This window comes from Frankia sp. RB5, from assembly GCF_059816245.1.
In genome coordinates this window covers 41,924-56,583 of sequence record NZ_JCBATA010000013.1, presented here as the reverse complement: position 1 = coordinate 56,583, position 14,660 = coordinate 41,924, and the positions used below count along the sequence as shown (strand labels likewise).

The following is a 14,660-nucleotide window of genomic DNA, read 5'->3' as shown; positions in this document are numbered from 1 at the left end:
GTCCATGCGTAGCCGGAGGTTCCGACATCTCGCGGCACCACTCATCGCCCTGCTGGCTGTGACGGCCGTCGCCGCGGCCCTCGTCGCCCACGGGGTCGGCGGCCACACCTCGGAACGGCGTGGCTCGGGTTCCCTCACCGGCGACAGCGGCGGCGGCGCCCGGAACGGCGTGCCGCGGCTGGCGTTGACCGACCGTCTCCGGCAGGTGCCCGCGACACCGGTCGGCAAGCTGCGCTTCGGGCTCGGACCGGGCCTCGACAGTGCGCAGAGCTCCCCGCTCGCGCCCGACCTCGACTTCTACAGCACCTGGTTCAACGGGCCGAACGACCTGGGCTTCCTGCGGCTGTGGAAGAACGACCTGATCCCGGAGGTGTACCAGTCCGGCCACGGCATCCACCTGATCGTCTGGCTTGACGGCACCGGCGACGTCGGCACCATCCAGACCTCCCACGGTCAGGCCTGCGGCCGCGCGTACCCGCTGTCCAGCCAGTTCCTCGACAACGCCCGCGAGCTGGCATCGATCTTCTCCGGCTCCGCCGGCGGACCGCCCCTCTACGTCACCCTGTTCACCGAGTTCCAGACGTACCCGTGCCATCCGAACTCGTGGGGCGACTCCCCCGACACGACCAACTACTACCTGGCCCTGCAGGACCAGTACCTCGCCGCGATGCGGATCTTCCACGACGGTGCGCCGAACTCCCGCGTCTCCCTCGGCTGGGGCGGCTGGCAGGACCGCTGGGACGATCCGCTGACCGGTGGCGGCCACTCGATGATCGCGCACTTCGCCGACGTGATGCGGGCCTCGGACTTCGAGAGCTTCCAGGCCATGGGCGACGACCCGAACGCCGCCGACGTGATCGCCATGACCCGGGAGCTCGGCCAGTACGGTCCGGTGATGCTCGCCCACTTCAAGTCGGAGCACCAGTCCAGCTGGGAGTCCGACATGCGGAGCCTGCTGACCGGAGACGAGCCACGCCAGCTCAGCCAGGCCGGCCTTTTCGCGTTCAGCTTCATGGACGCCAACAACATCAACGCCTCGCCCGACGCGCTGTCCCTCGCCCGCGGCGCCATCCAGAGCCACGGCGTCCACTCGACTGGTTAGACGAGGTCCGAATCGGGCGACGTCGAGGTCGAAGCCTGCCCGACGGTCGAGGCATGTCGGGCGGTCGAGGCATGTCGGGCGGTCGGCGCCGCGAGCAGGGAGCGCAGCGCCCTACGATCGGTCTTCAGGGTGCTGGTGACGGGAAGTGCCTCGACGAGGTGCACCTCGCGCGGGTAGCGCAGCGGCCCGAGCCGGGCCCGGCTCCACCGGACGAGCTCCTCCGCACAGGCCGTCCCACCCGGCGCGAGCTGCACGAACGCGACGACCTCCTCGCCGTGGCGCGGGCTCGGCCGCCCCACCACCCCACAGGCCGCCACGTCAGGATGGCCGAGCAGGCCATCCTCGACGTCACGCGGATAGACGTTGACCCCACCCCGGATGATCAGGTCCTTCATCCGGTCGACGACGAACAGGTAGCCGTCGGCGTCGACGCGGCCGATGTCGCCGGTGTGCAGCCAGCCGTCGCGCAGCGCCAGGCCGGTCGCGGCCTCGTCCCGCCAGTAGCCGGACATCATCATCGGCCCGCGCACGCAGATCTCGCCGTCCTGGCCCGGCAGAGCGGGTGTACCGTCCGACAGCTCGACACGCACCCGAGCCCCGGGAGCGGCCCGTCCGACGCTGCCCAGCCGGGCGGCACCCGGCGGCGTCGTGGCGATGATGCCCGCGCTCTCCGTGCAGCCGTACCCCTCGACCAGCTCGACGCCGGGCAGCCGGCGACCCCACTCGAGCGCCGTCTCCCGCGGCAACGGCGCGCCGCCGCTGACCAACCGGCCCAGCGACGACATGTCGTACAGGTGCAACGGCTCCGCGAGCAGCTGCGCGATCATCGACGGAACGAGCGCGCTCACGTTCACCCGGTGCTCGGCGACCAGTTCGAGCCACCCCCGCGGGTCGAACCAGCGCATCAGGACCGAGGGTCCCGGCTTGCGCGCGTGCAGCGCCATCACGCTGATCGTCAGCCCGTAGACGTGCGACAACGGCAACGGCAACAGCCCGACGAGCCCCTCGTCCTCCGCCCCCGCCGCCGCACCGTAACCCCCAGCGGACAGCGCGTCATGCGACAGGACGACGCCGCGCGCCCGCCCGGTCGTCCCGCCGGTATAGAGCAGCGCCGCCATGTCATCCGGCCCCACGGACGAAAGCGGCCCCTCCTCGCCCCCCGCCACCTCGTCGAACCGCACCACCGGCGGTCCACCCCGCTCCTGCCCGGCGCCGGTCGAGCGTGTGTCCGGGTGATCAACACCGCCGAGGCCCCCAGCACCGCCGGGGCGACCCGCATCGCCGGAGTGGCCCGCGCTGCTGGGACGATCCGCATCGTCGGCGTGGCCTGCGCCAGGGTGACCTGCGGCGTCAGCGAGGATGACCGCCCGGACATCGGGGCAGGCGCGGGCGGCCGCGCGCGTCTTCGCCAGGAAGTCCGGGGTGGTGACGACGAAACGAGCACCGCTGTCGGCGATGACCCGGCTCAGCTCCGGCTCATCGAGCAGGAACAGCACCGGCGTGACGACTCCGCCGGCCCGCCACACACCGTGATAGGTGCTGATGACCTCGGGGCAGTTCGCCATGTGGACGACCACCCGGTCACCGTCGCGCAGCCCCAGGGCCCGCAGCCCGGCGCCGAACCGCCGCGCCTGCGCGAACCGCGCCGCGGCGGACTCCACCCGGCCCTCGAAGAGCAGCTCCTCGGCCCCACCGGTGCGCTCCTCGGCGATCTCCGCGAGCCGCCCCAGACTGACCCCGTCCTGCCGTCGCCCGGCCGTGCTCACCATCCGCCGCAAACCTCCTACCAGCATCGCGTCTCGTGTCGGCCGCTCTCGCCGCTCTCGCCGTCGTCCCCGCACCGACGGCCCCGATCCGCTAGCGCCCGAAGAGTTTGACACCTCGAAGCCTGATCGTCACCCCACCGACATCCCCGGCGGGTCACCTTCGGGCAGAACCTCCGCGGTCAGGACGAGGGTGCGTGGGTGGTGGTGTCCGGTGGGGCGGTGGTGTCCGGTGGGGCGGTGGTGTCCGGTGGGGCGGTGGTGTCCGGTGGGGCGGTGGTGTCCGGTGGGGCGGTGGTGTCCGGTGGGGCGGTGGTGACGTCCTCGCCGAGGTAGGCCTGGCGGACGCGGTCGTCGGCGAGCAGGCCGGCGGCGGTGTCGGCGAGGACGACGCGGCCGGTCTCCAGCACGTAGCCGCGACGGGCGATGCGCAGCGCCGAGGTCGCGTTCTGCTCGACGAGCAGCACCGCGACGCCGTTGCGGTTGATCTCCGCGATCACCTCGAAGATGGTGCGCACGATCATCGGCGCCAGGCCCATCGACGGTTCGTCGAGCAGGACGAGGCGAGGGCGGCTCATCAGTGCCCGGCCGATCGCCAGCATCTGCTGCTCGCCGCCGGACAGCGTGCCGCCCGCCTGCCCGATCCGCTCCCCCAGCCGCGGGAACAGCGCGAGCACCCGGTCCAGGTCCGCGCGTGCGTGCCGGCGGTCGCGGTAGGCGCCCATCAGCAGGTTCTCCCGGACGCTCATGCTCGGGAACACCCGCCGCCCCTCGGGCACGTGGCTGACACCGCGGGCGACCAGATCGTGCGCGGGGATCGTCGACAGCGAGCAGCCGTCGAGACGCACCTCGCCGGCGCGGGGGCGCAGCAGGCCTGAGATCGTGCGCAGGGTGGTCGTCTTACCGGCGCCGTTCGCGCCCAGCAGGGTGACGATCTCGCCCTCGGCGACCTCGAGGCTGACCCCGCGCAGGGCGGTCACCGCGCCGTAGGCGACCTCGACGTCCGTCAACGTCAGCAGCATCAGCGCAGCTCCTTCCCGGTAGCGCCGCCGGCGTCCGGGCCGTCGTCGCCGACGCCGAGGTAGGCCTCGATGACGGCCGGGTCCCGCTGGACCTCGGCGGGGGTGCCGCAGGCGATGACCCGACCGAAGTTGAGCACGGCGACGGACGTGGCCAGCGACATCACCAGGCCCATGTCGTGCTCGATGAGCAGCACCGACATGCCCGTCGCGGCGATGCGGCCGATCAGGCCGGCGAGGTCGCGCTTCTCGGCCGGGTTGGTGCCGGCCGCCGGTTCGTCGAGCAGCAGCAGGCTCGGGCCGGTGCCGAGGGCGCGGGCGATCTCCAGTCGCCGCTGCTCGCCGTAGGGCAGGGAGGCGGCCACCTCGTGCGCACGATGTGCGAGGCCGACCAGGTCCAGCAGTTCCAGGGCGCGGCGCACCCCGTCGCGTTCGGCGCGGCGCGCGGACGGCAGCCCGAGCACGGCGGACAGCGGCCCGTACCGCTGCCGCATCTCGATGCCGACCTGCACGTTCTCCAGCGCCGTCAGGGCGGGGAACAGCCGGATGTTCTGGAACGTGCGGGCCACGCCGAGACGGGTGATCGCGTGCGGGCGGCGGCCGACGAGCTGGGCCGGCCGGTCCGGGGTGGGCCAGAACGTGACCGTGCCGTGCTGTGGCCGGTAGGCGCCGGTCAGGCAGTTGAACAGCGACGTCTTGCCGGCGCCGTTCGGGCCGATCACGGCGAGGATCTCCCCGCGGCGCTGGCGCAGCGAGACGCCGTCCAGGCTCGTCACCCCGCCGAAGCGCAGGCACAGGTCCCGGGCCTCGACGACCAGATCCGCGGCAGCGTCCTCACCTGGCCCCGGCCGCCGCGCCCCGGGCACGGCCGAGCCGACGCCGCCCCCGGACGTGGACGACGCGCCCAGGCCACCGAACACCCTGCCGAAGCCCGCACCCACACCGCCACCGCCACGGTGGGATCCGCCCCGGCTCACGGGCGGACCACGGTCGGCGTGGCGGAGCCGAGGGAGTCGGCGGCGCCGACACCCGCCTCCGACAGCTCGATCTCGCGACGGCGGCGCCGCGACGGCACCAGACCCTGCGGGCGGAAGATCATCATGACCACGATGACGGCCCCGAAGTAGATGTACCGGTCGGCGGGCTGGACCTTGTCGCGCAGGTAGAAGGCGAGCCCCTGCAGCACCACCGCGCCGACGACGACGCCGAGCCGCGAGCCCATCCCGCCGAAGATGACCACCGCGACGACGAAGAACGACGCCTGCAGGCTGAAGCTCTGCGGGTTGAAGAACTGCTTGGACGCGAACAGCACCCCGGCGAACCCGGACACCGACGCGCCGAGCGCGAACGCCAGCAGTTTCATCCGCAGCGTCGCCACCCCGGTGGCCTCGGCGGCGATCTCGTCCTCCCGGATCGCCGCCCACGACCTGCCGATCCGGGACCGTTCCAGCCGCCCGAAGGCGACCATCACCCCGACCACGATGACCAGCAGCAGGTAGTAGTACGGCAGCGGATCGATGCCCCACGCGTAGTCGACGCCGGCCAGATGGACCGACAGATGGGGCACGCCGAACGCGCCGCGGGCGCCGCCGGTGATGCCGTCGGCGTTGTTGGCGACCAGGTGGATGATCTCACCGAAGCCGAGGGTGACGATCGCCAGGTAGTCGCCGCGCAGTCGCAGCGTCGGCGCGCCGAGGACGACGCCGGCCAGCGCGGCGAGGATCAGCGCGATCGGGAAGACGAAGAACGGGTTGAGCACGAACGGCGCGTGCCACGGCATCGCCGTCGACGAGGAGAAGTAGGCGGTCGCGTAGGCGCCGATCGCGAAGAACGCGATGTAGCCGAGGTCGAGCAGCCCGGCATAGCCGACGACGACGTTGAGCCCGAGCGCCAGCAGCGCATAGATCCCGATGTCGTTGACCATCGACTGCTGGGCCGCGGTCGAGACCACCAGGGGCGCGACGACCGCGACGGCGAGCAGGCCGCCGCCCACCGCGACCGTCCTGCCGCGACGGCCAGCGGCGGCGACCGACCGGCGCGCCGTCATGGTCAGCGTGGCGGCGGTGAGCCGCCGGCGCGGTGGCGCCGTCACCGCGGCGACGAGCCCGCGCAGCCGCGGGCCGAGGACCAGTACCAGCCACAGCGCGACGGCGAGCCCGAGGAAAAGCACGATCCGAACGTCGGCGATCGAGTCCCAGGCGGCTCGCAGCGGCTCGTCGGAGTCGCCGGTCGGCCCCGTGACGACGGCGGCGAGCAGGCCGAGCAGCACCGAGGCGCCGAGCGTGCGCGGGCGGGCGCTCATGCCGCCCGCCCCAGCCGCTCGCCGAGCAGTCCGGATGGTCGGATCATCAGGATCGCCACCAGGACTCCGAACGCGATGACGTCCTTGTAGGACGCCTGGAACAGGTAGCCGCCGTAACTCTCGACCAGGCCGAGCAGCAGGCCGCCGAGCATGGCGCCGCGCACATTGCCGATGCCGCCGAGCACCGCGGCGGTGAACGCCTTCACCCCGGGGACGAACCCCATGCTGTACGACGCGTTGAACGTCATCGCGTACAGGAATCCGCCCGCGCCGGCGAGCAGCCCGCCGACCACGAACGTGACGATGATGATCCGCTCGACGTTGACGCCCATCAGCACGGCGGTGTCGGCGTCCTGCGCGACGGCCCGGATGCCCTGGCCGAGGCGGGTGCCGGCGACGAGCCGGTCCAGCCCGACGAGCATCGCCACCGCGACGGCGAAGATCACCAGCGTCTGGGTGGAGACGGCGGCGCCGAACAGCCGGAACACGGTGCCGTTGTGGAACAGGTCCGGCAGGTCGACGTTCTGCCGGCCGAACTCCTTGCCGGCCAGGTTCACCGCGAACAGGGACGCGCCGATCGCGCTGATCAGGTAGGCCAGCCGGGGCGCCGCACGCCGCCGCAGCGGCCGGTAGGCGACCCGTTCGAGGGTGAAGGCGGCCAGCCCGCCGCAGGCCGCGCCGGCGCCGAGGCCCACCGCGACCAGCGCGATGGACCCGGCGCCGCCGGGCACCGATCCGTCCCCCGGCAGCAGCGCCCGGGCGGCGAACAGGCCGCCGAAGGAACCCAGCATGAACACCTCGCTGTGCGCGAAGTTGATGAGCTGGAGAACCCCGTAGACGAGCGTGTACCCGAGCGCGATGACCGCGTACAGCGAGCCGACCATCAGACCGTCGACACTCAGCTGCCAGAACTGGTCCAGAAAACCCATGCACTCGCCTCGTCCATCCGCACCGATGTCAGGATCTGATCAGGTTCGCAGTGTTCCCAAGGACACTGATGGAACCGTTCTTGACCTGGTAGATGAACACGTTCGAGCCCTTGACCTCACCGCTCGGCTCGAAGGTGACGGTCTTGGTGATGCCCGGGAAGTTCACGGCGCCGAACGCCCTCAGGACGGACTCCCGATCCGCCCCCCTGCCGAGCTTCTTGAACACGTCCGCCAGCGCCATCGTGGCGTCGTACGCCTCACCGGAGTAGGTGCCGGGCTTCGCGCCGTGGTTCACCTTCCGGAACGAGGCGACGAACGCGGCGGCCAACGGGTCGGAGTTCGCGTCGCCGCAGGGGCAGGTGAGATAGGTGCCCTCGGCCGCGGCCTTGCCGGCCTGCGCCACGTACTGCGGGTCGAGTGAGCCGTCACCGCTGGCGATCTTCCCGGTGAAGCCCTTTTCCTTCAGCGCCTTGGACAGCAGCGCGAGTTCGGCGTAATAGCCGGAGTAGTACAGGACGTCCGGCGCCGCCGCGACGATCTTGGTGGCCTCGGAAGTGTAGTCCTTGGTCGGGTTGATGCCGTCGTGGGCGACCGCGACCCGCCTGGCCCGCAGCTCGGCCTCCAGCGCGCCGGACAGGCCGGTGCCGTACTCGCTCCTGTCGTCCAGCGAGAAGACCTTCCTGGCCCTGAGCACGTCCGACAGGTAGCCGGCGGCGGCCTTGCCCTGCACGGTGTCCGGGGCGATGACCCGGTAGAACGTCCGGAAGCCCAGCTTCGTCAGCGAGGGGTTGGTCGCCGACGGGCTCACCGAGAGCAGGCCGGCCTGGGTGTAGGCGGGCTCGCTCGCCTTGGTGGCGCCGGAGAACATCGGGCCGACCACGGCGAGGACCTTCGCGTTGTCGATGAGCTTCTGGGCCGCGGTCGGACCCTGGTCCGGCGAGCCGCCGTCGTCGGACTCGACGAGCTTCAGCTCGAACGGGGAACTGTCGTCGGCATTCACCTCGGCGACCGCCGTGCGCATGCCGTAGAGGGCGTTCAGCCCAAGCTGCTGGTTATCGCCCGAAAGGACCCCCTGGAAGCCGATCGTGATCGTCTTCCGGCCGGACGACGATTCACCTCCACCGCTCCCACATGCCGCGGCGGACAACGCCACCGCCGCGGCCAGGGCGACCGCTCCCAGAAAGGGACGCCTACGCATGCGTTTCCTCCTCCGTTCGCCGGGCGCGACGCCGATGTCACCGCCCGACCCAGCCACCCTAGGCCCCACCGGCCGGCAGGTGCTCCGCCGAGTCGGCGGAAACCCGGTCCTCCGAGCGGATCGCCCGAAAGTGCCCCCCATGGATTGCTACACCGAGGGCACAAAAGTGGCGGTCAGGCGCGCCGCCGGTTCACCCGAAAACGGGCGGAGAGCAGTCGGGATATCCCCCCGCGACTCGGCGGAAACCAGACAGAAATCGAATGGAGGATTGTTACTGACGCACGGAATCCAGCCACACCGGATCGCTGGTGCCGAGCCGCGCCGGCGGACTGTTCCAGCGCGGCGCTACCCCCGCGACGGTGCCGGCCGGGCGGATGTAGGACAGCAGCCCGAACCCGCTCGCCGCCGTCTCGCGGTAAGGCGCGACGTCGTCCGCCGCCAGATCGGGATGACCGAGGGTGTCGTGATGGCCGAGCTCCTGCAGCCAGCGCCCGGTGCGGGCCAGCGAGACCCGGACGTGCCAGCTGCCGCCCTCGGTCGCCCGCCGGGTCAGCGCGTCGAGCACGCCGTACGCGGCGAGATACCCGGTCGCGTGGTCGAGCGCCTGGGCGGGCAGCGGCAGCGGCTCCGGCGAGCCCGCCGCCCGCGCCCCGGCGAGCGCGATCCCGGAGGCCGTCTGCACGAGGCTGTCGAATCCGCGCAGCCCGCTCCACGGCCCCCGCCGCCCGTAGGCGCTCACGGTGGCGTAGACGATGCCCGGGCGCAGCCGGGCGACGGCGTCCGGCCCGAAGCCGAGCCGGTCAAGCGCGCTCGGCCGGTAGGCCTGCAGGACCACGTCGGCCGTGGCGATCAGCTCGCGCAGGCGCCGTGCGTCGGCGGCGACCCGCAGGTTGAGGAAGGCGTTGCGCTTGCCGAAGCCCGTGTCGACCAGCGGCGTGGGCAGCTCCGGCAGATGCGCGGCGCCGACCCGCAGCACGTCCGCGCCGTAGCCGGCCAGCGTCCGGCCCGCGATCGGCCCGGCGACGACCCGGGTCAGGTCCAGCACCCGCACCCCGGCGGCCGGGCCGTCGTGCGGCCGCAGCGGGCGCGGCGGCCAGGGCGAGGTGTCGTCCAGCCGGGTGATCTCCACCAGCGGAAGTTCGGCCAGCGCCCGGCCCTGGCGGTGCGCCGACCACTCGTGCTCCGACCGGGCCATGCTCGCGCACAGCCCCATCGCCTGCAGTTCCGTCTCCAGCGGCGCGGCGTCGAGGCGGTGGATCACCCGGGCGACGCCAGCCCGGTCGTTCGGCGCGCCGAGCAGGTCGAGCAGGCCGTTGCGGTGGTGCGGGAAGCCGCAGTGCAACTGGATCCACCGCCCGTCGGCAGTGGGGTAGTAGCCCGAGATGGGGTCGCCCGGGTCGGCCGGGGGTCGCCCGTCCACCCGCAGGTGGCGCTCGCTGCGGAAGACGGCAGCGGCGTGCCGGGTGTCGAGGGCGAGGTCCGCCGCGCCCTGCCCGGTGCGGGCGGACAACAGCCGTCCGGCGCCGACCGCCGCGGCGGCGATCGACGCCCCCGCCAGCGTCGTCACCTGGAACAGGCTGGGCAGCACGTCGGGCGGTCCGGACACGGCCAGTCGGTCGGCGACCGCCGGTTCCCCGACCACTGACGCGACCTGCTCGACGATCCCGGTGGCCTGCGTCATCTCCCCTCCCGGATCGCGGAACGTGCGCATGGCGCGGCCCGTATCGCCTCAGCCCGGCCGGGCGGGTCAGATGCCCGGCGAAGTGGCGCCGCGATACCGGCCACCGTCACCCCACGCCATGAGGTGACCTCACGTGAGCAGCGACGATGATTGTTACTGGCGTAGGGTGCATAGAATGCTACTTTGCGCATCGGTGGCCGGGGGCGGTTACGCGCTCGCCTTCGGGCGGAGGTGCGCTCATTCTGGTCATCGTGGCCTGACCCGCCCCCGGATGACCGGAGGGATACCGCAGATGGGTGCGCAACCATCGCTGTACGAGGTACTGGGCGTACCGCCCGACGCCACCGCCGAGCAGATCCGTCACGCCTACCGGCTGGCCGCGCGGCGTACCCACCCGGACGCGGGTGGCCGGGCGCCGGCGTTCGCCCGCGTGGCCGTCGCCTACCGCGTGCTCGGTGATCCGCAGCTACGCCGCCGCTATGACCAGCAGATCAGCGGTACGGCACGGCAGGCGGCCGCGGGCGCATACCCCTCGAACGGGCCATCCACTTCCTGGCCACCGCATACCGGCGCCCAGCAGTCGGCGTCTCCACCCCAGGCCGGCGGTGACAGCGGCGCCGGCACCGGCACCCCGGCGGACCGGGGTCCACACCCGCTAGCCCCGGGCGCGGACCCCGTGGTGCGTCGCCGCTACTTCATCCTGATGGGCATCGCCCTGACGCTGTTCATCCTGGGCGGCGCCGTCGTCCGCCTGTACTCCCTGCCCGCGGCCATGATCATGATGGTGGTCGCGGCGATCATCCCACCCATCGCCGTCACCGTCGCCAGTCGCCCCCGCCGCCCGACGCCCCCCGACGACCACCACCCGTCAGGCGGGCAGCCGGACCCGCAGTGAGCCGACGGGGCGGCCGCCGCCGAGTACCGCCGGCGCGACCAGCACCGCCAGGCGCGCGAGATCCAGCTCCGGCCGGCCCGGCGACTCCATGCCGACCGCGGCGCCGAGCCGGCTCAGCGCGGCGAGCGCCACCGGCACGCCCGCCCGCTCACCGCCATCGGCGATCTTGATGGCGACGGCGTGGCCGTCCGGGGTGGCCACGACCGTGACGCCCTCGGCCCCGTTCTTCGCCACCACCCCCGGCGCCACCCGCATCAGCTCGGTGTCACTGCAGCCGGCTCCGCCGATCAGCTCCGGATGGCCGCGCATCGCCTCGACCACCCGGCGCTCGGCGCTGCCCGCCGCGCCCTGGACCATGGCCCGCACTCCCCGGGCAAGCCCGGTCAGGGACAGCGCGAACAGCGGCGCGCCGCAGCCGTCGACCGCCGTGCCGGCGATCTGTTCGCCGGTCAGCTCCTCGATCGTGCGCCGGATGATCTGCTGGAGCGGGTGGTCCGGCTCGGTGTAGTCCTCGATCGACCAGCCCGCGGCCACGCAACAGGCGATCATTCCGGCGTGCTTGCCCGAACAGTTCATCAGCACCGGCTCCGGGCGCCCACCAGAACGAAGGTGCGCCTGCGCCGCGGCGGAGCTCAGCGGCAGATCCGCCGGGCAGCGCAGCGTGTCGACCGGAACACCGGCCACGGAGAGGATCTCCAGCACCCGGGCGACGTGCGCCGCCTCGCCGCTGTGCGAGCTGGCCACCATCGCCAGCAGATCGGGGGGAATGTCGCGGCTCAGGAACACCCCGTCGAGCCCGGCGCGCAGCATCGCGGCCGCCTGCAGTGGCTTGACCGCGGACCGAGGCAGGACCGGATGCTCGGGCGCGCCGATCCGCAGCGCCAGAGAGCCGTCCCGGGCCAGTCCCACCACCGTCCCCCGGTGCACACTCTCGACGAAGGGCTCGCCTCCGCGCAGACCCCTGACGACCTCGGCGACCACCTTCGGACCCACCGGCGGCTCCATGGCGCACAGACTACGACGGCACCACGCACGACGGGGGCAGACCGGGCGGTACGGCCACGCACGCCCGGCGCAGGCCGCATGGACGAAACCCCGCCGTAACAGTGCCCGCCGTAACAGTGACGGCCTCCCCTGGCGCCGCATACCCTGGCTGTGTGCCTGCCTACGACTACCGCTGCCGGGTGTGCGACACCTCGTTCGAGATCCGCCGCGGCATCACCGAGTCCGCGCCGGCCAGCGGCGTGCTCTGCCCCGCCGGGCACGATGAGACGTCCCGGATCTTCTCCGCCGTCGCTGTCGCCGTCGGCCGTGGCGCGCCCGCCCCCGCGATGGCCGCCCCGGCCACGGGTGGCGGCGGTGCCTGCTGCGGCGGCGGCTGCTGCGGCTGACACCCGCTACCGACCGGGACGGCCCTTCACGGGCCCCCGCGCCGCCCGGCTACGCGGCCCGACGTCCACCTGCCGCTCCCGCTGCCCGCCGCCCGCGGCCGCCCGATCCTCGATCAGGCGCCGGTGCAGCAACCGCAGCGTCTCGTCTCGTTCAGCCTGATCCAGGCCGGAGACCAGGGTCCGCAACAGGCTGCCCGACGCGGGCCACAGGTCATCACCGCCGCGCCCACGCATCGCCATACCCTCGTCCTACCCACCCGCGCCGCTGGTCACGCGCCCGGCACCTGACCGCCCTCCGGGGGCTGTACCGCGGGCTCGGCGCGAGCGGTCCGCTCGTCACCGCGTCCGGTTCGCCTCGCGGCGGCCCGGCCGGCCAGGTCTCGGCGCAGGGCATCGCCCTTCGCGCCGACGGCTCGCAGGCTTGTGCGTGCCGTGCGGCCACCGTTGCGCAGCGTGTGCTCCCCCCGTGCCCGCAGCGCGTGGCCGTCGACGGCCGGCGGGCCGAACACGATGATCCACGCGATGGCGAGGGCCCACAGCGCGGCCAGTGCCCCGAAGGCCAGCACGCCGAACCCGCCGACCAGCGCGGACAAGGCCAGCAGGACGACGCTGGCCACCAACCCCCACCGCACCAGCCGCCCGAGGCCGACCGGCTCCGGCCCACCCGCCGCGCCCCTTCCCGACGCCGCACGACCCGTTCCCACCCGGGCTGTTCCCGGACGGGCTGTTCCCGGATGAGCTGATGCCCCGCGGGTCGGCCCCCAGCGGGTGGTCGGGCGACGCGGCGCCCCCGCCCCCGCCGGTGACGGTGCGCCCTGCCGGCCGGATCCGGCCGATGAGCGGGCTCTGCCCGGCCGGACGTCGGTCAGCCCGGCGACGGACGGGCCAGTGGCGGACGACCTCACACCGGACGACCTCACACCGGACGACCCGGCGGCGGACGACCCGGCGGCGGGCGGTCGGATGCCCGACAGCCCCGCATCGGTCGGTCGGGTGACGGCGGGGGGCACGGAAGAGGGCCGCGCGATGGCGGGATCGGCCGGTGCCGGAGAGGTCGGAGAAGTGGCGGGCGGGGAGGCGGAACGGCTCCGCCCGGTCGGGCGAGCGCCGTTCGCGGCGGTCCCGGTTCGGGAACCCGAGCCACGCTCGGTTGCTGTGCGTGACCGTCGATCCAGCACGGTGCGTCCCATGGTTGCTCTGTGCCCCAAGGGTGCCGGGGTCATGCCGTCAGTTCCATGATGCACGCCACATTCCCTGACCCTGGCTGTTTTCCCTGTCCTGGCAGGGTTTTCTCACCTGACCTGGCACTGCGGCCAGCGTGCGTCGGATGGTCGACAGCGGGATCCCCCGCCCGGGGGAGGCCGGCTGCGACCCCTTCCTCCCACCACGGACGGTCAGTATGCGGCGGAGGCTGATCGCATGGCCCGCCACAGTTCGCCGACCGAGGTGAACTGGACATCGGGCGGTGCGGCGGCCACCCTGCCCACCGCCCAGTCCGGGGCGTGCTGGTGGCGCAGGTGATCCATGATCTCCTCCCGCTCGGCGGGAAAGACCGCTCGGCCCAGCCAGCGCGCGAGCTCGGAACGATCGTCGAGCTCCAGGGGCGTCATGCCAGCGGGCGCCGACCCGGCGGCAGTGGATGCGGCGCGCGTCGCCGCCGACGCGGGGGCGGCCCGCAGCCGTGCGGCGTCCGGATGGGCCGTGTCCTCGTCGTGCCGCTCACCGGTCGGCTCGGTCGAGCGCCACTCCTCCAGCCGGGTGTCCCGACCGCTGCGCACGAGCCCGACCGTCTCGTGCGCCATGATCTCGTCGCGCAGCGGTCCGTGCTTGCTGCTTCCCCGATCGACTACCACGTGGCGCTCCCTTCCTGGACGGGCCCCACTGGACGGCGGCGGGCGGGCGGATCGCGGACCGCCCGCCGCGGCGGACAGCGCCCGATCTGTGGGGGTCGCGGCCGCGCCACACCACCCGCGCGGAACCACGCCACCAAGGTGGTGTGCGCGCTGGCGCACGAAGCAAACCCCGACGGACGACCTGGTTCACCTGGTGGGCCCGCTGGACAGGCCGCGGTCGTGGACCGGAGGACGGCCCATGGGCTCGGGCATCCGCCCGGCGGGCGCGCGGCCGCCCGGCAGTGCTCCCCCAATCGGGTTGCGGGACCCCGATCGGGCCCTGCGCCGACGAGACCGTGACGCCCGGACGGGCCATGCCAGTCGAGGTGGTCCACGCGGCTCGCCGGTGGCCCGGACGGCTGACCCGTTCGGGGCTCCCGCACCGCCCACCGACACCCAGATCGCGGATATATCGGGCAGGCATCCCCCGTTCGGGGCAGCACCTCACCCCGCCGGAAAGGTCCTTCCCCGCCCCCCGATCGGGCCAT

Annotated in this window: 14 protein-coding genes; 3 read left to right on the top strand and 11 right to left on the bottom strand. The window is 73.1% G+C overall.

Features of this window, described 5'->3' with window-relative positions; genetic code table 11:
- The first annotated feature begins 4 nt into the window (after positions 1-4).
- A complete protein-coding gene (locus tag AC6EXY_RS08975; protein WP_101830876.1) occupies positions 5-1,102 on the top strand; it encodes a hypothetical protein in 1,098 nt (365 codons plus the stop codon).
- Here the strand turns inward: AC6EXY_RS08975 and AC6EXY_RS08970 are convergent.
- The 7 genes from AC6EXY_RS08970 to AC6EXY_RS08940 form a co-directional block, all read right to left on the bottom strand.
- Positions 1,099-2,871, bottom strand: a complete 1,773-nt coding sequence (locus tag AC6EXY_RS08970) for a class I adenylate-forming enzyme family protein (RefSeq protein ID WP_243407306.1) — start codon at positions 2,869-2,871, stop codon at positions 1,099-1,101. The two genes, AC6EXY_RS08975 and AC6EXY_RS08970, sit on opposite strands and share 4 nt — an antisense overlap.
- A gap of 176 nt (positions 2,872-3,047) precedes the next feature.
- A complete protein-coding gene (locus AC6EXY_RS08965; protein ID WP_499816566.1) occupies positions 3,048-3,887 on the bottom strand; it encodes an ABC transporter ATP-binding protein in 840 nt (279 codons plus the stop codon).
- Positions 3,887-4,750 carry an ABC transporter ATP-binding protein gene (locus tag AC6EXY_RS08960; protein ID WP_101830885.1) on the bottom strand — a complete coding sequence of 288 codons (864 nt, stop codon included), beginning with the start codon at positions 4,748-4,750 and terminating at the stop codon, positions 3,887-3,889. Before AC6EXY_RS08960 ends, AC6EXY_RS08965 begins: the two co-directional genes overlap by 1 nt.
- A gap of 107 nt (positions 4,751-4,857) precedes the next feature.
- Entirely contained in the window at positions 4,858-6,186 is a 1,329-nt protein-coding gene (locus tag AC6EXY_RS08955; protein ID WP_101830878.1) for a branched-chain amino acid ABC transporter permease, read from the bottom strand.
- Positions 6,183-7,115 (bottom strand): branched-chain amino acid ABC transporter permease, encoded by a 933-nt coding sequence (locus tag AC6EXY_RS08950; protein ID WP_101830879.1) that lies wholly within the window; start codon positions 7,113-7,115, stop codon positions 6,183-6,185. Before AC6EXY_RS08950 ends, AC6EXY_RS08955 begins: the two co-directional genes overlap by 4 nt.
- Positions 7,116-7,143: 28 nt before the next feature.
- A complete protein-coding gene (locus AC6EXY_RS08945) occupies positions 7,144-8,313 on the bottom strand; it encodes a branched-chain amino acid ABC transporter substrate-binding protein (RefSeq protein WP_499816565.1) in 1,170 nt (389 codons plus the stop codon).
- A gap of 271 nt (positions 8,314-8,584) precedes the next feature.
- Positions 8,585-9,994: a CoA transferase gene (locus AC6EXY_RS08940; RefSeq protein ID WP_499816564.1), complete on the bottom strand. Its 1,410-nt coding sequence runs from the start codon at positions 9,992-9,994 to the stop codon at positions 8,585-8,587.
- 292 nt (positions 9,995-10,286) lie between these two features.
- Here AC6EXY_RS08940 and AC6EXY_RS08935 point away from each other — a divergent pair, with 292 nt between their 5' ends.
- Positions 10,287-10,889 (top strand): DnaJ domain-containing protein, encoded by a 603-nt coding sequence (locus AC6EXY_RS08935; RefSeq protein WP_499816563.1) that lies wholly within the window; start codon positions 10,287-10,289, stop codon positions 10,887-10,889.
- Here AC6EXY_RS08935 and AC6EXY_RS08930 read toward each other — a convergent pair.
- A complete protein-coding gene (locus tag AC6EXY_RS08930) occupies positions 10,863-11,882 on the bottom strand; it encodes an asparaginase (RefSeq protein WP_499816562.1) in 1,020 nt (339 codons plus the stop codon). The genes AC6EXY_RS08935 and AC6EXY_RS08930 overlap by 27 nt on opposite strands.
- A 164-nt stretch (positions 11,883-12,046) precedes the next feature.
- Between AC6EXY_RS08930 and AC6EXY_RS08925 the strand changes: the two genes are divergently transcribed.
- On the top strand, positions 12,047-12,280 hold the full coding sequence (locus AC6EXY_RS08925; RefSeq protein ID WP_101830882.1) for an FmdB family zinc ribbon protein: 234 nt from the start codon (positions 12,047-12,049) through the stop codon (positions 12,278-12,280).
- A 6-nt stretch (positions 12,281-12,286) separates the two neighbouring features.
- Here the strand turns inward: AC6EXY_RS08925 and AC6EXY_RS08920 are convergent, their stop codons facing one another.
- From AC6EXY_RS08920 to AC6EXY_RS08910, 3 genes are all read right to left on the bottom strand, one after another.
- Positions 12,287-12,520 carry a hypothetical protein gene (locus AC6EXY_RS08920; RefSeq protein WP_101830883.1) on the bottom strand — a complete coding sequence of 78 codons (234 nt, stop codon included), beginning with the start codon at positions 12,518-12,520 and terminating at the stop codon, positions 12,287-12,289.
- A 29-nt stretch (positions 12,521-12,549) separates the two neighbouring features.
- The gene (locus tag AC6EXY_RS08915) at positions 12,550-12,897 is read right to left on the bottom strand and encodes a hypothetical protein (protein ID WP_101830884.1); all 348 of its coding nucleotides are present in this window, start codon (positions 12,895-12,897) and stop codon (positions 12,550-12,552) included.
- Positions 12,898-13,674: 777 nt separating this feature from the next.
- Complete coding sequence (locus AC6EXY_RS08910; RefSeq protein WP_101830414.1) at positions 13,675-14,133, bottom strand: DUF2795 domain-containing protein; 459 nt, start codon at positions 14,131-14,133, stop codon at positions 13,675-13,677.
- Positions 14,134-14,660 lie beyond the last annotated feature (527 nt).